Below are 25,659 nucleotides of genomic sequence, written 5' to 3'. Positions count from 1 at the left end.
GCCGTTAGTACGCATAGAACCAGCCGTTCGGAGCAACAATGAGCACAGTGACATTGGGTGAGGATCTCGGCATCGAGACCAGCGCCGACCTCAAGCAGAAGCTTGCCGGATTCCTCACCCAGGACGGCGACCTGGTGCTTGATGCCGGTGAAGTCCGACGCATCCACACCGCCAGCGTGCAGTTGCTCTGCGCCTTTGTGCAGACCCGCCGCCAGGCCGGCCTGCACACCGAGTTCGATGGCTGCAACGACACCTTTAGAGATGCGGCTCGTCTGCTCGGCGTCACCGACGCGCTCGGACTTCCCGCATCCAATGACAACCTGAAATCTGTGGAGAACGCCGCATGAGCGCACGTATCTTGGTGGTGGACGATTCGGCGTCGATGCGCCAGATGGTCTCTTTCGCCCTCACCTCTGCCGGCTTTGCCGTCGAAGAAGCCGAAGACGGCGCCGTTGCGCTGGGCCGCGCGAAGGGCCAACGCTTCAATGCGGTGGTGACCGACGTGAACATGCCCAACATGGACGGCATTTCGCTCATCCGCGAGCTGCGCCAGCTGCCGGACTACAAGTTCACCCCGATGCTCATGCTCACCACCGAGTCGGCGGCCGACAAGAAGTCCGAAGGCAAGGCGGCCGGTGCCACCGGCTGGCTGGTCAAGCCGTTCAATCCGGAACAGCTGATCGCCACCGTGCAGAAAGTCCTCGGTTAAACCCTCTCGCTTCACCTTCGGATTTCACGCCCATGAGCATGGACCTGCAACGTTTCCACGCCACCTTTTTCGAGGAAAGCCGTGAAGGGCTCGACGCGATGGAGGCCGGGCTGCTGTCGCTTGAAGAGGGCAACCGCGACCCGGAAATCATCAACTCGGTGTTCCGCGCCGCGCACTCGATCAAGGGCGGCGCTGCCACCTTCGGTTTCGATGCGGTCGCCGGCCTGACCCACGTGCTGGAGACGCTGCTGGACGAGTTGCGCTCCAACAAGCGCCAGCTCGAACCCAATGCGGTCGACGCCATGCTGGGCTCGGTCGATGTATTGCGCGCGCTGTTGCGCGAAGCCGAACACGGCACCCCGGCCGACCCGGCCGCGGTCAAGGCCGTGCACACCCGCTTGAACGCGGTGCTGGCCGGCGAAGCACCGGTAGCTGCGGTGGTCGCCAAGCCGAAGGAAGAAGAACCCGAAGCCTGGCATATCGGCTTCACGCCGGCGCCGTCGCTGTTCATGAGCGGCAACGACCCGCTGCGCATCATCCGCGAGCTCGAACACCTGGGCCCGCTGCAGATCGCCGCACGTCTGGAGCGCATGCCCGGCTTTGAAAACATCGACCCGCTGGAAGCGTATCTGGCGTGGGATCTGGGCCTGATCGGCAAGATTCCGCGTAGCAAGATCGAAGACACCTTCGCCTGGGTGGTGGACGATTGCGAACTGGACATCCGCCCGATGGCGGTGCCCGGCCCGCCGCCGAGCCTGGCGGTGGACGCTGCAGCTGCCGCACCGGTTGCCGCCGCTGCAGCGGGCGCCGCTGCCGAACCCGCTGCTGCCGCTGCAGCAACGCCGGCCAAGGCCGCCGCGGCCGAAGCCGAAAGCTCGATCCGCGTCAGCGTCGACAAGGTCGATGCGTTGATCAACCTGGTCGGCGAGCTGGTGATTACGCAGGCCATGCTCAAGCAGGTTTCCACCGGTCTGGATCCGGCGCATGCCGAACAGCTGTTCGCCGGTCTGGATCTGCTCGAACGCAATACCCGCGATCTGCAGGAAGCGGTCATCGGCGTGCGCATGTTGCCCGTCGATGCGGTGTTCCGCCGCTTCCCGCGCCTGGTACGCGACCTCTCCAGCCGTCTCGGCAAGCAGGTGCGTCTGCGCACCATTGGCGAAAGCACCGAGCTGGACAAGGGGCTGATCGAAAAGATCGCCGACCCGTTGGTCCACCTGGTACGCAACTCGATCGACCATGGTCTGGAAATGCCCGATGCGCGGCGCGCTTCCGGCAAGGACGAGACCGGCACCATTACCCTGGCAGCATCGCACCAGGGTGGTCACATCGTGATCGAAGTCAGCGACGACGGCCGCGGCCTCAATCGCGCCAAGATCCTGGAAAAAGCGGCCGAACGCGGCATTGCGGTGCCGGACAACCCGACCGATGCGCAGGTGTGGGACTTGATCTTCGCACCGGGCTTCTCCACCGCCGATGCGGTGACCGATCTCTCCGGTCGTGGCGTGGGCATGGACGTGGTCCGCCGCAACATCCAGGGCCTGGGTGGCGAAGTACAGCTGGAGAGCAACGCCGGCAGCGGCACCCGCGTGCTGATCCGTCTGCCGCTGACCCTGGCCATCCTGGACGGCATGACCGTCTCGGTTGCCGGCGAAACGCTGATCCTGCCGCTGTCCTACGTGCTAGAAGCACTGCAGCCGGCGCCGGAAGATGTGCGCTCGATGGCGGGCGACGGCCGGGTGCTGCGGGTGCGTGGCGAATATCTGCCGATTCTCTCGCTCACCAATTACTACGGTTTCGGCGGGCAGCAGTCCTCCAAGGAATCGCTGGTGGTGGTGGTCGAAGGCGACGGCCAGAAGATCGCGCTGGAAGTGGACGAATTGCTCGGCCAGCAGCAGGTGGTGGTGAAGAACATCGAGAACAACTACCGCCGCATTCCGGGTGTTTCCGGCGCCACCATCCTCGGCGATGGACGGGTCTCGCTGATCGTGGACATCGGTGGCCTGGTGCGTTCGTTGAAGGTGCCGCAGGCAGCGTAAGAACCAAGCGGCACAAGAACAGCACTAAACCACGCAACAGGCGCAGCCCCCTTCTTCCATCTGGAGAAGGGACCCCGAAGGAGCAGATGAGGGTACGTGCGAAGCCAGGCAATCATTTAAAGCGCAAGAACCGCCGATGTTGTGCGGTAACGACAAAGCCCTGGCAGCGATGCCGGGGCTTTGTCGTTACCACGCACCCACTCGCCACACACGCTGGCACTGTCGCCGCTGCCGCCCTTGCCTTGTCCGCATTGCACGAGGCAACGCAACGCCTCATATGCCGCACCGGCGATGAACGCAGACGCATCGACGAACGCGCATCGGCTCAAGAAAACCTGCCAGCGGACGCTACCGTCGTACTTCTTTTCCTCTCCCCTCCCTCCCAGAGAACACCATGAAATTTCTGCATTCTCTCAATGTCGGGCGACGCCTGGCCTTGGCTTTCGCCTTATTGATCGTCCTGCTTGCCGGCTCGACCAGCCTGGCGTTGTACGAATTCAAGACGGTCAAGCATCAGGTTTCGATCATTATCGAAATCAATAATCGCAAGGCACAGCTGCTCAACCAGATGCGCGAGAGCAATATGCTGAGCGAACGTTATATCCGCGACTTGATGCTGGCCGCGCCGCAGCAACAGCCCACGATCGATGCGCAGCTCAAGGACAACCGCACGCACTACGCCCAGCTGTGGACTGCGCTCAAACGCCTGCCGACCACTGCCGATGGCATGCGTGCACGCCAGAGCATCGAAGACAGCCTCAACGCAGCCCGCGCCACCAACAACCATCTGCTCGGCATGATCCGCGACGGCGATCTGGACGGCGCCAAGCAGCTACTGGGCGGTGAAGCAAAGCCGCTGCTGGAGCAACGTTCCGACGCCATTGCCGCTGCAGTGGAATTGCAGAACCAGCAGAACGCTGCCGGTGCAGCCGCCATCCTGAGCAGCGTGGCGCTGGCCAATCGCGCCCTGTTCGCCTTCGGTCTGTTGTCGGCCGGTCTGGCTGCTGCACTGGCATGGCTGATCTCGCGCAGCCTGGTGCGGCCGTTGAAGCAGGCCACGCAGGTGGCCGAGGCGATCGCGCACGGCAAGCTGGATAACCCGATCGGCCCGCAACCGGGCGACGAGCCTGGCCAATTGTTGACCAGCATGCGCGGCATGCAGGACCAGCTCAAGGCGGTGGCCGCCGCGCAGCAGGACATGGCACGCCGGCACGACGCCGGCCAGATCAGCTTCCGCATGGATCAGGCGGCGTTTCCCGGCGAATACGGCGCCATGGTGCGCGATACCAATGCACTGGTCGCTTCGCATATCGAAGTCAAGATGAAGCTGGCGCAGATCATGTCGCGCTATGCCATCGGTGACATGAGCCAGGACATGGACCGCCTGCCCGGCGAGAAGGCCGTGCTCAGCGACACCATGGATGCGGTCAAGCGCAACCTCTCGGCGATGAACAGCCAGATCCAGTTGCTCGCGCAGGCGGCCGCCGATGGCGACTTCAGCGTGCGCGGCGACACGCAGCGCTTTCAGCACGATTTTCTGGCGATGGTGGAAAGCCTCAACCGATTGATGGCCACTGCCGATGGCAACCTCGGTGCGTTGTCCAAGGTGCTGCAAGCCATTGCCGCCGGCGATCTGACAGAGCGCATGCACGGCCAGTTCCACGGCGTGTTCGCGCAGATGCGCGACAACGCCAATGCCACCACCGAGCAGTTGTCCGGCATCGTCGGGCGTATCCAACTAGCTACCAGTTCGATCGACACCGCTGCCGGCGAAATCGCTGCCGGCAATGACGACCTGTCGCAGCGCACCGAGCAGCAAGCGGCCAATCTGGAAGAAACCGCCGCCTCAATGGAGGAACTCACCTCCACCGTCAAGCAGAACGCCGAAGGCGCACGCCAGGCCAATCAGCTCGCCATCGGTGCCGCCAACGTGGCCTCGCAAGGTGGTGAAGTGGTCAGCAAGGTCGTCGCCACCATGGCCGACATCCAGGCGTCGTCGAAGAAGATTGCCGACATCATCAGCGTCATCGACGGCATCGCCTTCCAGACCAATATCCTGGCCTTGAATGCGGCCGTGGAAGCGGCGCGTGCCGGCGACCAGGGCCGCGGATTTGCGGTGGTGGCCAGCGAAGTGCGCACGCTGGCGCAGCGCTCGGCCGGTGCCGCCAAGGAGATCAAATACCTCATCGACGACTCGGTGAGCAAGGTCGCCGAAGGCTCGCTGCTGGTGGACCAGGCCGGCACTACCATGGCCGATATCGTGGCCAGCGTGCAGCGCGTGACCGACATCATGGGCGAGATTTCCGCCGCTTCGCAGGAGCAATCGGCCGGGATCGAGCAGGTCAACCTCACCGTGACGCAGATGGACGAAGCCACCCAGCAGAATGCTGCACTGGTGGAAGAAGCCACCGCTGCGGCGCGTGCAATGGAAGAACAGGCCGGCCAGCTGTCCGATGCAGTTGCGATCTTCAAGATCCATCCCGGCACGACGCAGCCGGCAACGACGTCCCGCCCTGCCCCGCAGCGGCTGACAGGTGTTGTCTCGACGCATGCGCCCCGTCACCTTGGATCAGCCAAAGCGAAGCCGGCGATCAAACCCACGATCGTCTCGCGCCCGGCGCTTGCGACGGCCACCGACAGCCAAGCGGACTGGCGCGAGTTTTAAGCGCACAGCGCTAGCCCAGCTCCCTCACGGAGATGGATTCGGGTGAGAGGATGGCCCGGTGTCACTGCGCCAGTCGTCCTCGCACCTCACGCAACGTCCCAGAACGCCCCGGCCAACCGCCGGGGCGTTCTGCCATCCACATACCGAAAGCCACAATCACCGAGCGCTTCACCAAGCCAACGATTCATGCACCTGCCTTGCCGTTGGTCGAAAGGTGATCAAGCACAAGCTTCCGCGGCCGATACACACAGCAATGAGGGCGGAAGCGCCCGCGCCATGTCGAAGGACGTCCGCATGCATACCGCCAATTCCATCCGCTCTGCCCGCTACACGCTGGGCGCCGTATTCGGCGTCGCCATGCTGGCAGCGAGCGTGTCGCTGCCGCCCTCGTTTGCAGCTCCGGCCGCACCGGTCTCGGTACTGCTGGACAGCGTGCCGGTAAGCGCGTTGCAGTCGCTGGCCATCGACCTGGTGCAATTGCGCGACGACCAGCGGGCACAGCTTGCCGCTGCGCACGATGCGGCCCGCGTGCAGGCCTATGACGAGCGCATGGGCAGCCTGCGGCAACGCATTGCCCGGCATGCCGGGTATTTTCAGGCCACCGCCCCGCAGGGTGAGCAGGCGCGCCAGTTTGCAGTGGTGCAGCAGCAGCTGGGCCAGTATCTGGAGCAACAGCGTCTGGCCAATCGCGCGCTGCATGCCGGCGATCTGCACCAAGCGCACGTCTTGTCGCTTGGGCAGCCCGGCGATACCCACCAGGTGCTCTGGGCCGAGCTGCAGAACCTGCAGGCATCGGTGGCCAAGGCCGGCGCGCCGCAGCGCCGCTAAAAGCAGCTGACAAGACGACTACGTTCACCGCCAGGCGGGCGCGGCCGGTACCTGGTGCGGCATGAAGCGCTCGCACACTGCGGTTTCTCGGCGCTGTCCACACCCACCTGACGCCGGCTCGCTACGTCCTGTTGACTCTCTTTGCGTTGCAGCATGTGCCGGTCACACCCGTAGCGCGATCACCACTACACCCTCCACAACACGCCGTACGCTTCACATGATTTGCCTGGCGGTGGTTCGTGCGCGCCACGCCGTGCCGGCATGTTTCTGGACCTGAGCATCAGCCGATGGCGCTGTCTTGACCCGTGCGGTGGCGCGCCGCCCGGACATCGGTGGTTGCACGGTGCGCTAGCACAACTGGCGCCACGCAATGCTCAACATTTCCACTACCGGGTCGCTATTCGACTTATCCCGGTCACAATCCTCTTGCTGGATACCTGTCATGACGTTCAAGAGCTCGTTCACAAAGACGTTGGCCAATGTACCGCTCAAACGCAAATTTTTCGCCCAGACCGCGCTCGTTGCGTTGGGGATCATCATCCTGGCCGTCGTCGCGGCACGCATGCAGTATGTCGATCTCACCGATACGCGGCGCGATGGGCTCAAGAGCCAGATCGAAATGGCGATCGCGGTGGTCAATGGCTACGCCGAGCGCGCCGACAAGGGCGAGATGGATGTGGCGACCGCAAAGTCCAAGGCATTGGCAACGCTGTCCACCATGCGTGCACGCGGTGGTGTTGACTACATCTACGTCACCGACCAGGCGCCGGTGATGCTGATGCACCCCACCCGCCCGGATCTCAACGGCAAGCCGTTGACCGACGTGCTCAGCCCGGACGGCAAGCGTATCTTCCCGGCGTTCGTGACCGTCGCGCAGGCCGGTGGCGGCTATGTCGATTACACCTGGGCCAAGCCCGGCCAGAAGGACCCGGTGCCCAAGACCTCGTACGCGGCGCTGTACAAGCCGTGGGGCTGGGTGATCGGCACCGGTGTGTATCTGGACGACACCCAATCGCAGGCACTGGCTTTTACCGGCGTGGTGACCCTGGCCGGCGGCGTGCTGGTGCTGATCAACCTGCTGGCCGGCTGGATGATCGGCAACTCGATCCTGGAGCCGGTGGCGCGCGCATTGGCGGCGATCAAGGGCGTGGCACGTGGCGATTTGAGCGTGCGCACCGCCGAGCATGGCAACGATGAAATCGGCCAGATGCTCAAGGCCACCGACGACATGGTGCATACCCTGGAGCGCTTCTCCGCGCAGACCAAGGTGATGATGCACATGCATGCCGGCGACGACGTCACCCACCGCATGCCGACCGACTTCCCGGGCGTCTATGGCGAGCTGGCCAGCGGCGTCAATACCATGGTGTTCGAGCATCTGGACGCCATCGTCGATGCGATCGACATCCTCAACGAATATGCACAGGGCGACCTGTCACGCGATGCCACGCGCTTGCCCGGCACCCGCGCGGTGCTGCACGAAGCGATGGACGCGGCCAAGGCCAGCCTGCTGGCGATCAACACCGAGATCAAGCGGCTGGCACAGGCGGCGGCAAATGGCGACTTCAGCCAGCGTGGCGATGCAACGCGCTTCAAGCACGATTCGGCGCGCATGATCAACGACCTCAACGCGATGATGGAAGTCAGCGACCGCAACCTGGGCAAGCTGTCCGAGCTGCTGGCCTCCCTGGCCGAAGGCGACCTCACCGTGCGCATGGACGGCCAGTTCCATGGCGTGTTCGCCCGCATGCGCGACGATGCCAACACCACGGCCACGCAGCTGGCCGGCATCGTCGGGCGCATCCAGCAGGCGGCCAGTTCCATCACCGGCTCGGCCAGCGAAATCGCCGCCGGCAATAACGACCTGTCGCAGCGCACCGAACAGCAGGCGGCCAATCTGGAAGAAACCGCCGCCTCGATGGAAGAGCTCACCTCCACCGTCAAGCAGAATGCCGAAAGCGCGCGTCAGGCCAACCAGTTGGCGATCGGGGCCGCGTCGGTGGCGTCGCAAGGCGGGCACGTGGTCAGCCAGGTGGTGGACACCATGTCCGGCATCCAGACCTCCTCCAGGAAGATCGCCGAGATCATCAGCGTCATCGACGGCATCGCCTTCCAGACCAACATCCTGGCCCTGAATGCCGCGGTGGAAGCGGCGCGCGCCGGCGAACAGGGCCGCGGGTTTGCCGTGGTGGCCTCGGAAGTGCGCACGCTGGCACAGCGCTCGGCCGGTGCGGCCAAAGAGATCAAGCATCTGATCGACGACTCGGTCGGCAAGGTGGCGCAGGGGTCGGCCTTGGTGGATCAGGCCGGCAAGACCATGGCCGATATCGTGTCCTCGGTGCAGCGCGTGACCGACATCATGAGCGAGATCTCCGCCGCCTCGCAGGAACAGTCGGCAGGCATCGAGCAGGTCAATCTCACCGTCACCCAGATGGATGAGAGCACCCAGCAGAACGCCGCGCTGGTGGAAGAAGCCACCGCTGCCGCCAACGCCATGCAGCAGCAGGCGCAGCAACTGGACGATGCGGTGTCCAGCTTCCGGGTCGTGGCTGCAACCTCCAGCCAGTTCGGCCATGCCGGCGCACGCGCACCGGCGCGGGTTGCGCTAGCCGCCTACTGATCGCACCTGCCCCGCTTCGGCGGGGCTCCTTCTCTCTTCTCCCTTCCCCTTTCGCGGCTACTGCTCATGACTTCGTCTTCCACACACACTCGCTCCGGCGGCAGTCTGGCGTATCGCCTGATGTTCGGCACCGCGGTGGCTGCGCTGCTGTGTTTCGGTTTGACCGCGGCCATCACCTACTGGCAAAGCAGCCGCGCATTGAGCACGTCTGCGCAGGCCACCATGCAGAATGCCGCGCGCTACCAGGCCGAGCAGATCGGCAGCGAACTGGGCCAGGCCATGACCACCAGTCAGGCGCTGGCCACCACCTTGCTGGCGCAGCGCGCCAACGGCGGTATCAGCCGCGATACCGCCGCTGCGGTAATCCACAATCAGTTGCAGGATCACCCCGAGTGGGTGGGCATGGGCACGTTGTGGGAAGCCCAGGCCTTCGATGGCAAGGACAGCGACTTCGCCAACGCCAAGGGCCACGATGCCAGTGGCCGCTTCATGACCTACTGGGGGCGCGACGGCAAAACGCTGGTGCGTGAACCAGCCACCAATTACGAAACCCCGGGCCTTGGCGACTGGTATCTCAAGCCGCGCGAGCTGCTTCGGCAGACCGTTGCCGAACCCTACGAGTACACGATCGGCGGCAAGACCGTGTTGATGACCACCTTGTCCACCCCGATCCTGCAGGACGGCAAGTACCTGGGTACGGTGGCGGTGGACGTGGCATTGCCCGCCTTGCAGCAACGGCTGGGCGCACTGCGCCCGATGGACAAAGGCTATGTCGAATTGCTCTCGCCCTCCGGCGTGGTGCTGGCATCGCGCGACAGCACGCGCATCGGCAAGCCGCTCACCGACGCGCGCCACCGCGCCGTGCTCGACGCGATCAAGGCCGGCAAGGATGCGGTGGATTTCATTCCCGATGCCAATGGCACGGTGAGTGCCTATGTCCCCTTGCAGATCGGCAAGGCGCAGGAGCGTTTTGCGCTGGGTGTGGTGGTGCCGTCTGCGGCGATCATGCAGCAGGCGCATCGTCTGCTGTGGACGATCCTGTTGGTGGGCCTGATCTCGGCGGTGGTGCTCAGCGGTGCGTTGTTCCTGCTGCTGCGTCGCCAGGTGGTGCGCCCGCTGGAATCTGCAGTAGTCGTGGCCGATGCGATCGCCTCAGGCAAGCTCGATAACCACATCACCGTGCAGCGTCGGGATGAAGTGGGCCGGTTGATGGGCGCCATGCAGCGCATGCAGGACGACCTACGTGCACGGATTGAAGGCGACACCGCCATCGCCAATGAAAACCTGCGGATCCGCTCTGCGCTGGAATACTCCGGCATGGAAGTGTTGCTCGCCGACGAACAACACACCTCAGTCTTCATGACCGAAGCGCTGCATACATCGCTCAAGCACGGTGAGCCGGCTTTTCATGCCAAAGGCCAAACCGGTTTCAGCGCCGATGCGGTAATCGGCAAGCCGCTGGATTACGTACTCGGCACCGACGGCGAGGGCAAGGCGCGTGCACTGCGCGTGCGGCAAGTGCAGTCCACGACGCTGGAGCGCTACAGCTTCGGTCCGGTAACGCTGGATCTGACCATGACTCCGCTGTACGCAGCCGATGGTCGTCGCAGCGGCAGCATGCTGCTGTGGCGCAATGTCAGCGATGAGGTCAGCACGCAACAGGAAGTGGCGGCACTGGTGCAATCGGCGTTGATGGGCGACTTCGGCCAGCGTCTGGCGCTGGAAGACAAGCATGGGTTCTACCTGGAATTCGGTCGCCAGCTCAACGGATTGCTGGAAACCACCTCGCAAAGCCTGGAGCGCATTTCCAGCCTGCTCAGCGCGCTGGCCGAAGGCGACCTCACCGTGCGCATGGATGGGCAGTTCGCCGGCGTGTTCGCCCGCATGCGCGATGACGCCAATGCCACCGTGGCGCAGCTCACCGGCATTGTCTCCGGCATCCAGACCTCGGCCACGCAGATCAATGCGGCCGCCAGCGAAATCGCTGCCGGTAACAACGACCTGTCGCAGCGCACCGAACAGCAGGCGGCCAATCTGGAAGAAACCGCGGCCTCGATGGAAGAACTCACCTCCACCGTCAAACAGAATGCCGAACACGCACGCCAGGCGAACCAGCTGGCCATCGGTGCGGCCGGCGTGGCATCGCATGGCGGTGCGGTGGTGGCGCAGGTGGTCACCACCATGTCCGGCATCGAAACCTCGTCCAAGAAGATTGCCGAAATCATCAGCGTCATCGACGGCATCGCGTTCCAGACCAACATCCTGGCCTTGAATGCGGCGGTGGAAGCCGCGCGAGCCGGCGAACAGGGCCGTGGTTTTGCGGTGGTCGCCTCGGAAGTGCGCACGCTGGCCCAGCGTTCGGCCGGCGCCGCCAAGGAAATCAAGAGCTTGATCGACGACTCGGTCAGCAAGGTGGCAGAAGGCTCTGCGCTGGTGAATCAGGCCGGCAGCACCATGGCTGAAATCGTCTCCTCCGTGCAGCGCGTCACCGACATCATGGGCGAGATTTCTGCCGCCTCGCAGGAACAATCCAGCAGCATCGAGCAGGTCAACCTCACCGTGACGCAGATGGACGAAGCCACCCAGCAAAATGCTGCGCTGGTGGAAGAAGCCACCGCTGCCGCCCGCTCGATGGAAGAGCAGGCCGGGCAGCTGGCGCAGGCCGTCGCGCGCTTTACGCTTGCCGATGCGCCCCAGGTCGCGGCGCTAACACGCCCGGCCAGGCCGGCTTCCATCGCGCCCAGACCGGCAGCACCCGTGCGCCGTGCAGCGGCAGGCGCACCCGCCGGAGCGCCCGGTAATGAAGCCCAGTGGCAGGACTTTTGAGAGCAGCCAATAAAACAACTGTGCTCACTGCCAGTCGGGCGCAGCCGCTGCTCGGAATCGAGTACATACCACTCGTAGACGCTGGTTCCTCCGCGCCATCCACACCCACCTGACGACCGCTCCAGGCGCTCTGTGCGCCGTCGCAACCACGGCGCTGGACCATGGCGTTCTGGATAGATGACGACAGATCAGCTGGTTTACGCAGACATACACGCATTGCGCCCAGCCGCAGAACTATTTGGCTCATTGTTGACACATAAAGAATCGTCGCCAGGAGCCGCTAGCGTGCAAGACAACATCGCGCAGCGACACCCCGGAGTTACATGATGAACAAGTTCAACGATTGGCCCATTCGCCGCAAGCTGATGTTTGCGTTCTGCCTCAGTGCCGTGCTCACCGCCCTGCTCGGTGGCCTGGGTTTTTCGCGCATGAAGCAGATGCAGCAGCAGACCGCCCTCATCAATGAAGATGTAGTGCCGGTGCTGAGCAAGCTTTCGGAACTACGTGGCTTCGCTGGCGAATTCCGCGTCTATGAAGTGGGCCAGTTCGTCAATCTGGACGACCCGGAGCGCTATGCGTATTTCTTCAAGCGCATGGACGAGATCCAGGCCAAGTACGCGCAGACCCAGAAGGCGCTGGACGCCAAGATCGGGCCGGATTCTGCGCTCAAGGCCGAATACGCCAAGCTGGCCGATGCCAGCACGCGCTACTTCGCCGCCAACGTGAAGCTGCGGACGTTGTACGCAACCACTGACCGCGCTGCGGCGATGGAATTCTCGCGCAAGCAGTCTGGCGAGATCCGCAAGGAATTGTTCGCCTCGGTCGACAAGATGTATGCACAGCAGTCCAAGGCGCTGGGCGACATGGTCGCCGCCAGCGCAACCTCGTTCAAGTTCACCAGTGCGGTGCTGTTACTGGGCACCTTATTGATGGCCGCGCTGTCGATCACTTTCGGCTGGTTGATCGCGCGCGGCATCACCAACCCGCTGTCCAGGGCATTGGGCGCCATCCAGGCAGTGTCGCGCGGCGATCTGAGCGTGCAGGTGAGCAAGACCAGCAAGGATGAGATTGGCCAGATGCTCGACGCCACCGGCAACATGACCCAGATGCTGCGTCGTTTCACCGACGAAACCGCGCGCATGTCGCACCTGCATGCTGCCGAAGACATCACTCACCGCATGCCGGAAAATTTCCCCGGCGTGTACGGCACCCTGGCCGGCGGCATCAACACAATGATCTTCGAGCATCTGGATGCCATCACTGATTCGGTGCGCATTCTCAACCAGTACGCACAGGGCGACCTGACCCAGGACGCACGCCGTCTGCCGGCCAGCCGCGCGAACCTGCACGAGGCGATGGACGCGGCCAAGGCAAGCCTGTTGTCGATCAACACCGAGATCAAGCAGCTGGCGCAGGCTGCTGCGGCTGGAGATTTCAGCGCCCGCGGCGACGCGGCGCGCTTCAAGTACGACTTCGCGGTGATGGTGTCGGATCTGAACTCGATGATGGAAGTCAGCGACCGCAACCTGGGCAAGCTGTCGCAGTTGCTCGGTGCCGTGGCCGAAGGCGACCTGACCGCACGCATGGACGGCGAATTCCACGGTGTATTCGCACGTCTGCGCGACGACGCCAATGCCACCACCCAGCGTCTGACCGACATCGTGGGCCGCATCAAGCACTCCACGCTGGCGATCAACACGGCCGCTGGAGAGATTGCGGCCGGTAACAACGACCTGTCGCAGCGCACAGAACAGCAAGCAGCCAATCTGGAAGAAACCGCGGCCTCGATGGAAGAGCTCACCTCCACCGTCAAACAGAATGCCGAACACGCCCGCCAGGCCAACCAATTGGCGATCGGCGCTGCGGGTGTGGCCTCGCACGGCGGCAGCGTCGTCGGCCAGGTGGTCACCACCATGTCCGGCATCGAAACCTCGTCCAAGAAGATTGCCGAAATCATCAGCGTCATCGACGGCATCGCGTTCCAGACCAACATCCTGGCCTTGAACGCGGCGGTGGAAGCCGCGCGAGCCGGCGAACAGGGCCGTGGTTTTGCGGTGGTCGCCTCGGAAGTGCGCACGCTGGCCCAGCGTTCGGCCGGCGCCGCCAAGGAAATCAAGAGCTTGATCGACGACTCGGTCAGCAAGGTGGCAGAAGGCTCTGCGCTGGTGAATCAGGCCGGCAGCACCATGGCTGAAATCGTCTCCTCCGTGCAGCGCGTCACCGACATCATGAGCGAAATTTCTGCCGCCTCGCAGGAACAATCCAGCGGCATCGAGCAGGTCAACCAGACCGTGACGCAGATGGACGAAGCCACCCAGCAAAATGCCGCACTGGTGGAAGAAGCCACCGCCGCCGCACGCTCGATGGAAGAACAGGCGCAGCAACTCACCGAAGCGGTGGCGCTGTTCCGTCTGTCGGCCGAACTGGAAGCGGTCACCCGCGCCACGCCGGTGGTGCGCCACATCACCGGCAAGCGCCCGGTTGCAGTCAGCATGCCGGCCGCCAAGCAGCAGGTCGCGCGCCCGGCAGGCCGTGCGGCAGTGGCGTTGGCGCCGTCCAATGCGTCGGATTGGGCCGAGTTCTGAGCCAGCGGTTGCAACGCTGGCAGCGTTGCAACAGGCCCCGTCATGCAGCCGCGCCCCTCACTCACGGGGCGTGGCTTTTTTTATACCTGGCACCTTGCGGATTGATCGAAACGATTCGCGACGCAGTGTCCCGCCGATCCTCGCAACGCAATCTCGATGGTCGTCAAGACAACTGCAAGCCACCCATAAGACATTCGAATTTTCTTGCTTTATTTGGCATTACGGCAGGGTTTGCTTGGTGATAACGGGCGTTAACGCTCGCCTTGACCGGGATTGGCGGCTTGGCAGGACATGGCGTGTCCTGACGACTCACATCTGTGACCGTAGTTATGTTTTTTTGGCATAGAGGTATTCAGGCCCCGCCCTCCGAGGCCGCTATTGCACTAGCACAACCAGTTCAACCGGCACCACCTACCTACCCACCCGCAGCGCAGCGCTGCCACTCAGCCTTCTGGGAACCGATATGAACGCAGTTCTACAACGCTCCAACGTCGGCCCTCGCTTGGCAGCCGCATTCGCGGTGTTGATCGTGCTGTCCGGCATCATCGCCTTCATCGGCTATCGCGGCTTGAGTTCGGCGCATGCGTTGGTGGACGACATCGTGCACCAGAAGATGATCAAGATCCGATTATCGAACGATATGTTGAACGCCAATTACATCATCTCGATGCAGATGCGCAACTCGGTATTGCCTAACAGCGCCGAGCAGAGCAAGCGCTTTGCACAGACCATCCTGCTCAACCGGGAGACCTACACAAAGGTCAGCGAAAGGCTGCACGCAATGCATTCTTCGCCGCAGGAGCGTGCCCTTGGCAAGGAAATCGACGCACGGCGTGCCGTCGCACGGCCAGCTGTCGATGAGGTGATGCAGCTGATCAAGGCCAATCAGTTGCAGCAGGCGCAGACACTACTGCTGAGCAAGGCTGCGCCACGCGTGCAGGCATGGCAGGACAAGATCGCCGAGAACATCGCACTGCAGGACAAAGTTGCCACCGACGCCTCGGCGGTCGCGCTGAAGTCGATGGACGATTCAAGCAAGCTCCTGGTGGCCGGCACCGTGTTGGTGGTGTTGCTCAGTGGCGCGTTGGGCCTGCTGATCACCCGTAGCCTGACCCAGCCGCTCAGCCGCGCCACCCGCGCTGCAGAATCCATTGCCGGCGGCAAGCTGGACAACGATGTGGAGACCCAGGCCACCGACGAAAGCGGCCGCCTGCTCAAGGCAATGAGCCGAATGCAGGAACAGTTGCGCAACCTGATCGCCGCGCAGGCCGACATGGCCAAGCGCCACGACGATGGCCAGATCAGCTTCCGTATCGATGCGGCCGCATTCCCCGGCGACTATGGCCGCATGGCGCACGACACAAATACGCTGGTGGGTTCGCACATCGCACTGAAGATGCGCATGTCGCAGATCATGGGACGTTACGCGATTGGCGACCTCTCGGAAGACATGGAAAGACTCCCCGGCGAAAAGGCCGTGATCAGCGACACCATGGCGCAGGTCAAGGCCAACCTTGGCGCGATGAACAGCGAGATCAAGCAGCTGGCGCAAGCGGCCGCCAACGGCGACTTCAGCGCACGCGGCGATGCCGAGCGCTTCCAGTACGACTTCCGGGTAATGGTGGAAAGCCTCAATACGCTGATGTCCACCGCCGACGGTAATCTGCAATCGCTGTCCGGGCTGTTGCAGTCCATCGCCGCCGGCGACCTCACCGCGCGCATGAGTGGTGACTTCCGCGGCGTGTTTGCACAGATGCGCGACGATGCCAATGCCACTGCCACGCAGCTGGCCGTAATCGTCAGTGGCATCAAGGCCTCGGCGACGTCCATCAAGGGTGCCGCCAGCGAAATCGCCGCCGGCAACCAGGATCTGTCGCAGCGCACAGAACAACAGGCCGCCAACCTGGAAGAAACCGCTGCATCCATGGAAGAACTCACATCCACCGTCAAGCAGAACGCCGAAAGCGCACGCCAGGCCAACCAGCTCGCCATCGGCGCGGCCGGCGTCGCGTCGCAGGGCGGCCAGATCGTCAGCAAGGTGGTCGAGACCATGAGCGGGATCGAGGCCTCGTCCAAGAAGATCGCCGACATCATTTCCGTCATCGACGGCATCTCGTTCCAGACCAATATCCTGGCCTTGAACGCTGCGGTGGAAGCCGCACGCGCAGGCGAACAAGGCCGCGGATTTGCGGTGGTGGCATCGGAAGTGCGCACACTCGCCCAGCGCTCGTCGGCTGCGGCCAAGGAGATCAAGAGCCTGATCGACGACTCCGTACAGCGCGTGGCCGACGGCTCGGTGCTGGTGCACAGCGCCGGCAAGACCATGGGCGAGATCGTCTCCAGCGTCCAACGCGTCACCGACATCATGGGCGAGATCTCCGCCGCCTCGCAGGAGCAGTCCTCCGGCATCGAACAGGTCAACCAGACCGTTACTCACATGGATGAAGCCACCCAGCAAAATGCCGCGCTGGTGGAAGAAGCTACCGCCGCCGCACGCTCGCTGGAAGAACAGGCCGTGGGCCTGACCGAGGCGGTGGCCGTATTCAAGATCGATGCGGCCTACGCAGCTCCGACCGTGCGCGCCACGCCCTCGCGACCGGTGGTGAGTTCAGCGCTCAAGGCCAAGGTGCCAGCAGCCGGCGGCACCGCAGCCGCCCAACTGCGCGCGGTGGTCACCGCGCCCAGCAACGACACCAGCTGGCAGGAGTTCTAAGCGAACTAAACTGCCTGAACGGTTCCGGTCGGCAGCGATGCCGACCGGCTCAAGGCATAACAGTTATCGGCCGATAGCCTGCGTACGCTTATGAGAGGCACCGATGACCATTGCTCCTGCGCTGTTGCAGCACACCGCTTCATCCTCCCTGCGTCGCTGGACCAGCCGCTGGGACGATCTGGCCATTGTCAAAAAACTCGGTGTGATCGGCGTGCTTGCATTGGCTGGCCTGGTGATCCCGGTGCTGCTTTACAGCGGCAAGCTCAATGAAAGCGTCGCCATCAGCAGCAACGAGTTGCGCAGCTATGCACCGCTTGGGCAGGTGCTGGGCCTGATCACCGACCTGCACGCTGCGCATGTGGGCAGCGGCAGCACTGCCAGCGCTGCGGCGCAACGGGCCGAGCGCGATCTCACCCAACTGCTCGCCACCACGGCCAGCATGCCCGGCTTCGAACGTAGCCAGAAAGAATTGCTTGCCCTGCAGCAGCGCCATGTTGCCGGCGCGGCCGCCGAGGGCTATGCCGCCGTGAGCGAACAGGCGTTCGCCGCGCTCGATGCGCTGCGCGACGACAGCCAGCTGGTCTACACCCCATATATCGAGAGCTACCATCTGGTGGTGTCCACGCTGATCTACAGCCCCGACGCCACCGAATCGCTGACCCGCCTGGATGCCGCCAGCGACCCGTCGCAGGCTGGCGAAAGACGCGCCGTGCTGCGCGAGCAACTCAATCAGCTTGCGCGAAACCATGTACGTTTCCGGCATGAGCTGGACAAGGCGATGGGCCTGCTGGAACAGCCCGATCCGGCCCTGGCCGATGCCGCCAGGACCGAAGCCACCCAAGCAAGCGCGGCCCTGGCCGCCCTCGCTACCGCGCTGGAAGGCAGCGATACCCAGGCAGACACGCAATGGAACGCCGCGCTCGATGCGCTTGGCCAGACCCTGCAGGTGCTCAGCAACGTCTCGTTGCAGGCGCTGCAGCGGCAATCCCAACGTCACCTGGTGGATGCACGCAACGCGATGTGGGAAGCCATCGCCGGCCTGTCGCTGCTGGCACTGCTGATCGCCACGCTGGGTTGGTACACCTTGTCGCGGCTGACCCGTAATGTACGCCGCGCCGCCGCGGTGGCAGCCAATATCGCGCTGGGCCAGCTGGACGATCATGTGGTCGCCGCCAGCCGCGACGAGACCGGGCAATTGCTCGACACCATGCGCCGGATGCAGGAACAACTGCAGCGGGTGCTGAGCGCGCAAAGCGAGATGGCGCAGCGGCACGAGGCCGGCCAGCTCAGCTACCGCATGCCGGCAGACAGCTTTCCCGGTGCCTACGCCATCATGGTGCGCGACACCAATGCGCTGGTCGGCTCGCACATCGCAGTGAAAATGAAACTCGCACAGATCATGTCGCGTTATGCCATCGGCGACCTGAGCCAGGACATGGACCGACTGCCCGGCGAAAAGGCCGTGCTCACCGACACCATGGATACCGTCAAGGCCAACCTGTCGGCGATGAACAGCGAGATCAAGCTGCTCGCGCAGGCCGCCGCCAACGGCGATTTCAGCGTGCGCGGCGATGCGCAGCGCTTCCAGTACGACTTCCGCGCGATGGTGGACAGCCTGAATCAGCTGATGTCCACCGCCGACGCCAACCTGCAGGCGCTTTCCACGGTGTTGCAGGCGATTGCGGCCGGCGATCTCACCACCCGCATGCACGGCGATTTCCACGGCGTGTTCGCGCGCATGCGCGACGACGCCAATGCCACCGTCACCCAGCTGGCTGACATCGTCGGGCGTATCCAGCAGTCCACCGATGCCATCAACGATGCCGCCGGCGAGATTGCGACCGGCAATCAGGATCTGTCGCAGCGCACCGAGCAACAGGCCGCCAACCTGGAAGAAACCGCCGCCTCGATGGAGGAACTCACCGCCACCGTGCGCAACAACGCCGAGCATGCGCGCCGTGCGAACCAACTGGTGGTCGGTGCGGCCACGGTGGCCTCGCAAGGCGGTGCGGTGGTCGGTGAGGTCGTGGGCACCATGGCCGGCATCCAGGCTGCGTCAAAGAAGATCGCCGACATCATCAGCGTCATCGATGGCATCGCGTTCCAGACCAACATCCTGGCCTTGAACGCGGCAGTGGAAGCCGCGCGCGCCGGCGAGCAAGGCCGCGGCTTTGCAGTAGTGGCCAGTGAAGTGCGCACGCTGGCGCAGCGCTCGGCCGGTGCGGCGAAAGAGATCAAGCAGCTGATCGACGATTCGGTCAGCCGGGTCGAGCATGGCAACCAACTGGTCGGCCAGGCCGGTCGCACCATGCAGGACATCGTCGATTCGGTGCAGGACGTCACCACCATCATGCACGAGATCAGCGAGGCCTCGCAGCAGCAGTCGCAAGGCATCGAACAGGTGGGCCAAACCATCGCGCAGATGGACCAGGCCACCCAGCAGAACGCCGCGCTGGTGGAAGAAGCCACCGCCGCCGCCCGCGCGATGGAAGAACACGCGCAGCAGTTACGTAATGCGGTATCGGTGTTCCAGTTGCAGGTTGCGGTGTCGCCCCGCCTTGATCGTGCAGCCTGAGGGCCGCCGGGCGCGCTGACCGCCCCGCATGCGGCACGCCGCAGACGGCCGGTGATGGGGCCGGCGACCTGATCGCCTGTCGATGGGACACCCCCACCACCGCAGTTGTGTCGCTGCCCTGCCAGGACGACCGGTGTTGCTGCCCTGAGGGCACTGCGGCAACCGCGATGCCGCCTTCCGACCTTGGACGCGCCGTCATCCGCGCGTCCTGATATGCGTCATGAGCGAACGCGGCATCGCGCCGATTCGCTTCCCAAAGCCGGTGCACTTACCCGGCAAACCACCTGCCTGCATGCTGCCGTCACGCTTCAGCCCGTGATCGAGCAGTGAATTGGCACCGCACCATCGCGTGCTGATGGCGCTCCCATGAGGGGGGTTTCGGGTCGTTCGTGCACATCAGCATCATCTTGGTGACGGCCACCCATACGCGGCTGGCCAGGCCAGTTCAGCCACTGCCATCCGCGCCGTTACCGTACACAAGCATGCAGACCTGCCTTGCAATCGAGCGCAGCGTGACAACCACTCACGCGCAGCGATGGATCGGCCGGATGCATGCCCGCCCCGGCAGCGCTTGGCGTATGGATTACGCGACCCTGCCGATGCGCATTTCCCCTTCCTGCCCATCGCCTCCGAGACTCAACATGATCGCTCTTCTTCAACGGTACAATGTCGGCAAGCGCCTGACCTTCGCGTTCGGCACGCTGATCCTGCTGTCGTGCGCACTGGTGGCTGCTGGTCTTTACACGCTAGCGCAAGCGCGTCAGAGCCTGGATACGCTCACCAATCGCAACATGGTCATCGTCCAGCATCTGCAAGAGATGAATGACGCCGTCTCGGTGATCGCCTTGCAGCTACGCAATCTCGTGCTGCCGACCACCGCTGAAGAGAATCGTCGCTTCGCCACCTTCATCGAAGAACAGCGCAGCATCTACGACAAAGCGCGCGAGCAGCTTTACGTCTTCCCGGCGACACAGACAGGGCAGGCCATGCGCGACAAGATCGATCAGAACAACAAGATCGCCAGTGCGCTCAACCGCCAGGTCATCGATCTAGGGCTTGCAGGCAAAGCCGATGAGGCACTGCCATTGCTGCTGCAGCGTGCGGCGCCGGCCACGCAGGTGTGGCAGGGTGCGCTGCTGGAATACAAGGCGCTGCAGAGCCAGCGCGCGCAGGAAGCCAACGATGTAGCCACCACGGCGATGGCACGCGGCCGCGTGATGTTGATCAGTGGCGGCCTGGCGGTTGTGTTCATCAGTGGCCTGCTGGGTTGGGCCATCACCCGCAGCCTGGTGCGCCCGCTGTCGCAGGCCACCCGTGCCGCCGAAGCCATTGCCAGCGGCAATCTCGACAACGACGTGCGCACCACCAGCAACGACGAAACCGGCCGCCTGCTGCAGGCGATGGACAAGATGCAGGACCAGGTACGCAACCTGATCAGCGCGCAGCTGGACATGGCCAAGCGCCACGATGCAGGCCAGATCAGCTTCCGCATGGATGCCGCTGCGTTCCCCGGCGACTTCGGTCGCATGGCCGAAGACACCAACGAGCTGGTTGCCGCGCACATCAAGGTCGAGATGCAGACCATCCACCTGGTGGAGCGTTACGCCATCGGTGATCTGAGCGAAGACATGCCGCAATTGCCAGGCGAAAAAGCCGCGATCACCACGGCGATGAACCAGGTCAAGCACAACCTGTCCACGATGAATCACGAGATCAAGCACCTTGCCCAGGCCGCAGCCAACGGCGACTTCACCGCGCGTGGCAATGCCGAGCAGTTCCAGTTCGATTTCCGCATCATGGTGGAAAGCCTCAACCACCTGATGGCCACTGCCGACGGCAACCTGCAGTCGTTGTCCGGCTTGCTGCAGTCGATCGCCGCCGGCGACCTCACCGCACGCATGACCGGCCAGTATCAGGGCGTGTTTGCCCAGATGCGCGACGACGCCAATGCCACTGCTGAGCAGCTCGCCAACATCGTGGGCCGGATCCAGGAAGCCGCCGGCGCGATCGGCCTGGCCTCCGGCGAAATCGCCACCGGTAATCAGGATCTGTCGCAGCGCACCGAACAACAGGCCGCCAATCTCGAAGAAACCGCCGCCTCGATGGAAGAGCTCACCTCCACCGTCAAGCAGAATGCCGAACATGCAAGCCAGGCCAACCAGCTCGCCATCGGCGCCGCGGCAGTGGCTTCGCAAGGCGGCGCTGTGGTGGCAAATGTGGTCACCACCATGGCCGACATCCAGGGCTCGTCGAAGAAGATTGCCGAGATCATCAGCGTCATCGACGGCATCGCCTTCCAGACCAATATCCTTGCGTTGAATGCTGCGGTGGAAGCGGCCCGTGCCGGCGAACAAGGCCGCGGATTCGCCGTGGTCGCCTCGGAAGTGCGCACCCTGGCGCAGCGGTCGGCCAGTGCTGCCAAAGAGATCAAGCACCTGATCGACGACTCGGTCAGCAAGGTTACCCAGGGGGCCACCCTGGTCGACCAGGCCGGCACCACCATGGCCGAGATCGTCGCCAGCGTGCAGCGCGTCACCAACATCATGGGCGAGATTTCTTCCGCCTCGCAGGAGCAATATGCCGGCATCGAACAGGTCAACCAGACCGTGACCCAGATGGACGAAACCACCCAGCAAAACGCCGCACTGGTGGAAGAAGCCACCGCCGCCGCCCGTGCGATGGAAGAACAGGCGCAGCAACTCACCGAAGCCGTGGCAGTGTTCAAGGTGGCCGCACACGCACCGGTAGCGCGTCAGTTGTCGGCCATTGCCAGTGCAACGGCCAATGCCCGCTTCGCGCCGCGTCCGGCGGCACGCGCTACCTCGGCAGCCGTCTCGCAGCGTCGCAGCGCTGCGGGCACCACCACAGCGGCCGCCGATCTGGGCGATTGGCAGGAGTTCTAAGCGCAGCTCAAGCGTTGAAAGCACGACAGGCCGTCGCGCACGGCCGTCGTGTCGATGCACAACGCAACGTGCGGTGCCAAATCGGTGGTGGAATCCGCATCTGGCGCTACACGTCATCGTCCCTAGGTGCAGATGGGATACGAAACAAAAGCGTGCACGAGAGTATCTGTCACACGCATCACCGGCCTCCGCCGTCCGATGGCAGGCGCAGGTGAAACGTCGCCGGCCCTCGGTCGGCGGCCACATCCGCCGCCAGATAGGTTTCACCACTGCAAGGCTGTCTCACCGCGGCATCGGGCCAGCGTTGTATGCGTGTGAGCTGTGCGGCGCACGTGAAATGCAACAAACGCTCGCAACTTTCCGCAGCACGCCAATTTACAAAAAATCACGTATTTCAACGGCTGGATCGCAGAATTGCGCACAGTGGCACCGGATATGCACCAGCCATCCACACGCGGCCATCATCTGCCTGAGACCCGGCTTTACCAAGCAGGCCGAGCCGACTTAATTGATCGCAACCAGCGCCGTTATCAGTGGGCGTGCCGACAGGCGACACGAGCGCAGCGCGCCTGGCTGGCCTGTCGGCGTAACCGCCTCCCACCGTTTCGAGTCGAGCGATTCCATGACCTCTCTTTTGCTGCGTTTCAACGTCGGGCCGCGATTGGCTGCCGCCTTCACCGTGCTGATCCTGCTCTCCGGCTTCATTGCCATCATCGGCTATCGCGGGCTGAGTTCGGCACGCGCACTGGTCGAGGATCTTGTAAGTCAGAACATGACCAAGATCCGCCTCTCCAACGACATGATGAATGCCAATTACGTCATCGCCTCGGAGTTGCGCAATGTCGTGCTGCCAACCAGCAACGAAGACAACCTGAAATTCGTCGCATCCATCAAGCAGGCGCGCATCGACTATGCCAAGGCACGCGACGCGCTCTATGCCATGCCGTCTTCGTCGCAGGGCCAGGACATCCGCGAAGAGATCGACCGCCTCACTCCGCAAGTGCGCGATTTGAACAACAAGGTCATCGACCTGGTGACGTCAGGCCGCAGCGACGAGGCATTGCCGCTGCTGCTCACCCAGGCAGCGCCCGCGCTGCAGCAGTGGCAGGACAAGATCGGCGAGAACATCACACTGCAGGACAAGCTCGCTGCCGAAGCGGCAGAGCTGGCGCTGCAGTCGATGGCCGATTCGCGCAAGTTGCTGGTCGGCGGTTCGCTGCTGGTGGTGCTGTTGAGCGGCACCTTGGGCTTGCTGATCACCCGCAGCCTCACCCGGCCGCTGAGCCGTGCCACCCGCGCCGCCGAAGCGATTGCCGAGGGCAAGCTCGATAACGCCGTGCACAGCGAGGCCAGCGACGAAACCGGTCGCCTGCTGCAGGCAATGGACAAGATGCAGTCGCAGGTGCGCAACCTGATCACCGCCCAGCTGGACATGACCAAGCACCACGATACCGGCAAGGTGAGCTTCCGCATGGATGCCGGCGCTTTCCCGGGCGATTACGGCCGCATGGCCGGCGACACCAACGCGCTGGTCGACAGCCACATCCAGGTCACTGCGCGCCTGGCGCAGATCATGGGCCGCTATGCGATTGGCGACCTCAGCGAGGACATGGACGCCCTGCCCGGCGAACAAGCCAAACTCACCGAGACCATGGCGCAGGTCAAACGCAATCTGGCAGCGATGAATCAGCAGATCAAGCAGCTGGCCCAGGCCGCAGCAGCTGGCGACTTCAGCGCACGCGGCGATGCGGCGCAGTTCCAGTACGACTTCCGCATCATGGTCGAAAGCCTCAACACCTTGATGGCCACTGCCGATGGCAGCCTGCAATCGCTGTCGGGCATATTGCAGGCCATTGCAGCGGGCGATCTGACCGCACGCATGGACGGCGATTTCAAAGGCGTGTTTGCACAGATGCGCGACGACGCCAACGCCACCGCCAGCCAGCTGGCCGGCATCGTCGGGCGCATTCAAACCTCGGCAGTCTCGATCAATACGGCTGCCACCGAAATTGCCGCCGGCAACAACGACCTGTCGCAGCGCACCGAACAACAGGCCGCCAACCTGGAGGAGACTGCCGCCTCGATGGAAGAGCTCACCTCCACCGTCAAGCAGAATGCCGAGGGCGCACGGCAGGCCAATCAGCTGGCCATCGGCGCGGCCAGCGTGGCTTCGCAAGGCGGCGAAGTGGTCGGCAAGGTGGTCGACACCATGGCCGGCATCCAGGCGTCCTCGAAGAAAATTGCAGACATCATCAGCGTCATCGACGGCATCGCCTTCCAGACCAATATCCTGGCCTTGAACGCCGCTGTGGAAGCCGCGCGTGCCGGCGAACAAGGCCGCGGCTTTGCGGTGGTGGCCTCGGAAGTACGCACGCTGGCACAGCGTTCGTCTGCCGCCGCCAAGGAGATCAAGGACCTGATCGGCGACTCGGTGCAGCGCGTGGCCGACGGCTCGCAGCTGGTAGACCATGCAGGCCGCACCATGGCTGAAATCGTCTCCTCGGTGCAGCGCGTCACCGACATCATGAGCGAGATTTCCGCCGCCTCGCAGGAACAATCTGCCGGCATCGAGCAGGTCAATCTCACCGTCACCCAGATGGATGAGGCCACCCAACAAAACGCCGCATTGGTGGAAGAAGCCACCGCCGCAGCACGCGCAATGGAAGAACAGGCCCAGCAGCTCACCGAAGCGGTGGCCGTGTTCAAGCTGGACGACGACACCCACGCTGCACGCCTCATCACCCGCCAAACCGTCAAACCTGCGGCGCCGTCACATCTGCGGCATCTGCGCAGCAGCGGGCGAGCGCCAGCGCCCGCCCTCGCCACCACAGGCAGCGAGGATTGGCGCGAATTCTGAGCCAGTGCCACCGGAGCAACGGTTTCGGTCTTGTTCTCCCCAAACGGCCGGCCCGGCACTCCCAGGTCGGCCGTGCGCGTTTACGGAGTACGCCGCGCACGATCTCTCCTTCATTGGATAGCTGTCTGCGCTGTCGATGCGCTGCGGCGGAACGCAACGCTCTATGCCGAACAGCCCATCTCGGCGCAGCCGCGTCGCGCGCGTGCCAAACCATCCGGGCATCCGGGCATCCGGGCATCCGGGCATCCGGGCATCCGGGCATCCGGGACAGTACATACCTGCGTGAAATCCTCCTTCACATCCAGCTGCGATCAGAGCAGTGTTTTGGCCTGGAAAGAC

At 63.7% G+C, this 25,659-nt stretch carries 12 protein-coding genes and 2 other RNA genes; all 14 read left to right on the top strand.

Annotated features, from left to right (window positions below):
- The first annotated feature begins 38 nt into the window (after window positions 1-38).
- The 14 genes from M3O59_RS09670 (at window position 39) to M3O59_RS09605 (ending at window position 25,320) form a co-directional block, all read left to right on the top strand.
- On the top strand, window positions 39-347 hold the full coding sequence (locus M3O59_RS09670; protein WP_010375641.1) for an STAS domain-containing protein: 309 nt from the start codon (window positions 39-41) through the stop codon (window positions 345-347).
- Window positions 344-709 (top strand): response regulator, encoded by a 366-nt coding sequence (locus M3O59_RS09665; protein ID WP_002806565.1) that lies wholly within the window; start codon window positions 344-346, stop codon window positions 707-709. The genes M3O59_RS09670 and M3O59_RS09665 overlap by 4 nt, the downstream gene beginning before the upstream one ends.
- 32 nt (window positions 710-741) lie before the next feature.
- A complete protein-coding gene (locus M3O59_RS09660) occupies window positions 742-2,748 on the top strand; it encodes a chemotaxis protein CheA (RefSeq protein ID WP_116905512.1) in 2,007 nt (668 codons plus the stop codon).
- Between the two features lie 394 nt (window positions 2,749-3,142).
- A complete protein-coding gene (locus tag M3O59_RS09655) occupies window positions 3,143-5,413 on the top strand; it encodes a methyl-accepting chemotaxis protein (RefSeq protein WP_116905511.1) in 2,271 nt (756 codons plus the stop codon).
- Between the two features lie 294 nt (window positions 5,414-5,707).
- Window positions 5,708-6,241, top strand: coding sequence for a hypothetical protein (locus M3O59_RS09650; protein WP_116905520.1), 534 nt, complete (start codon window positions 5,708-5,710; stop codon window positions 6,239-6,241).
- Between the two features lie 61 nt (window positions 6,242-6,302).
- Window positions 6,303-6,378, top strand: a non-coding RNA gene (locus tag M3O59_RS09645) — sX9 sRNA.
- A 305-nt stretch (window positions 6,379-6,683) separates the two neighbouring features.
- Window positions 6,684-8,861 (top strand): methyl-accepting chemotaxis protein, encoded by a 2,178-nt coding sequence (locus M3O59_RS09640; protein ID WP_147308470.1) that lies wholly within the window; start codon window positions 6,684-6,686, stop codon window positions 8,859-8,861.
- A 66-nt stretch (window positions 8,862-8,927) separates the two neighbouring features.
- Window positions 8,928-11,687, top strand: a complete 2,760-nt coding sequence (locus M3O59_RS09635; RefSeq protein WP_181920505.1) for a methyl-accepting chemotaxis protein — start codon at window positions 8,928-8,930, stop codon at window positions 11,685-11,687.
- 65 nt (window positions 11,688-11,752) lie between these two features.
- A non-coding RNA gene (locus M3O59_RS09630) (sX9 sRNA) lies at window positions 11,753-11,826 on the top strand.
- Between the two features lie 187 nt (window positions 11,827-12,013).
- Window positions 12,014-14,272, top strand: coding sequence for a methyl-accepting chemotaxis protein (locus tag M3O59_RS09625; RefSeq protein WP_116905509.1), 2,259 nt, complete (start codon window positions 12,014-12,016; stop codon window positions 14,270-14,272).
- A gap of 463 nt (window positions 14,273-14,735) precedes the next feature.
- Window positions 14,736-16,985, top strand: a complete 2,250-nt coding sequence (locus tag M3O59_RS09620; RefSeq protein ID WP_116905508.1) for a methyl-accepting chemotaxis protein — start codon at window positions 14,736-14,738, stop codon at window positions 16,983-16,985.
- A 103-nt stretch (window positions 16,986-17,088) separates the two neighbouring features.
- Complete coding sequence (locus M3O59_RS09615) at window positions 17,089-19,560, top strand: methyl-accepting chemotaxis protein (protein ID WP_116905507.1); 2,472 nt, start codon at window positions 17,089-17,091, stop codon at window positions 19,558-19,560.
- A 641-nt stretch (window positions 19,561-20,201) separates the two neighbouring features.
- Window positions 20,202-22,463, top strand: a complete 2,262-nt coding sequence (locus tag M3O59_RS09610) for a methyl-accepting chemotaxis protein (protein ID WP_116905506.1) — start codon at window positions 20,202-20,204, stop codon at window positions 22,461-22,463.
- A gap of 622 nt (window positions 22,464-23,085) precedes the next feature.
- Complete coding sequence (locus M3O59_RS09605; protein ID WP_116905505.1) at window positions 23,086-25,320, top strand: methyl-accepting chemotaxis protein; 2,235 nt, start codon at window positions 23,086-23,088, stop codon at window positions 25,318-25,320.
- Window positions 25,321-25,659: the final 339 nt, after the last annotated feature.

The sequence above is a fragment of the Xanthomonas nasturtii genome, from assembly GCF_023337365.3.
Taxonomy (GTDB): Bacteria; Pseudomonadota; Gammaproteobacteria; order Xanthomonadales; family Xanthomonadaceae; genus Xanthomonas; species Xanthomonas nasturtii.
Note: the sequence above shows the minus strand (reverse complement) of the source record. Positions and strands in the feature narration are given on the sequence as shown.

What these genes read in the sequence shown, in the direction of transcription:
- M3O59_RS09670 (WP_010375641.1), top strand. Translation starts at nt 39, where the DNA reads ATGAGCACAGTGACATTGGGTGAGGATCTCGGCATCGAGACCAGCGCC.
- M3O59_RS09665 (WP_002806565.1), top strand. Translation starts at nt 344, where the DNA reads ATGAGCGCACGTATCTTGGTGGTGGACGATTCGGCGTCGATGCGCCAG.
- M3O59_RS09660 (WP_116905512.1), top strand. Translation starts at nt 742, where the DNA reads ATGAGCATGGACCTGCAACGTTTCCACGCCACCTTTTTCGAGGAAAGC.
- M3O59_RS09655 (WP_116905511.1), top strand. Translation starts at nt 3,143, where the DNA reads ATGAAATTTCTGCATTCTCTCAATGTCGGGCGACGCCTGGCCTTGGCT.
- M3O59_RS09650 (WP_116905520.1), top strand. Translation starts at nt 5,708, where the DNA reads ATGCATACCGCCAATTCCATCCGCTCTGCCCGCTACACGCTGGGCGCC.
- M3O59_RS09640 (WP_147308470.1), top strand. Translation starts at nt 6,684, where the DNA reads ATGACGTTCAAGAGCTCGTTCACAAAGACGTTGGCCAATGTACCGCTC.
- M3O59_RS09635 (WP_181920505.1), top strand. Translation starts at nt 8,928, where the DNA reads ATGACTTCGTCTTCCACACACACTCGCTCCGGCGGCAGTCTGGCGTAT.
- M3O59_RS09625 (WP_116905509.1), top strand. Translation starts at nt 12,014, where the DNA reads ATGAACAAGTTCAACGATTGGCCCATTCGCCGCAAGCTGATGTTTGCG.
- M3O59_RS09620 (WP_116905508.1), top strand. Translation starts at nt 14,736, where the DNA reads ATGAACGCAGTTCTACAACGCTCCAACGTCGGCCCTCGCTTGGCAGCC.
- M3O59_RS09615 (WP_116905507.1), top strand. Translation starts at nt 17,089, where the DNA reads ATGACCATTGCTCCTGCGCTGTTGCAGCACACCGCTTCATCCTCCCTG.
- M3O59_RS09610 (WP_116905506.1), top strand. Translation starts at nt 20,202, where the DNA reads ATGATCGCTCTTCTTCAACGGTACAATGTCGGCAAGCGCCTGACCTTC.
- M3O59_RS09605 (WP_116905505.1), top strand. Translation starts at nt 23,086, where the DNA reads ATGACCTCTCTTTTGCTGCGTTTCAACGTCGGGCCGCGATTGGCTGCC.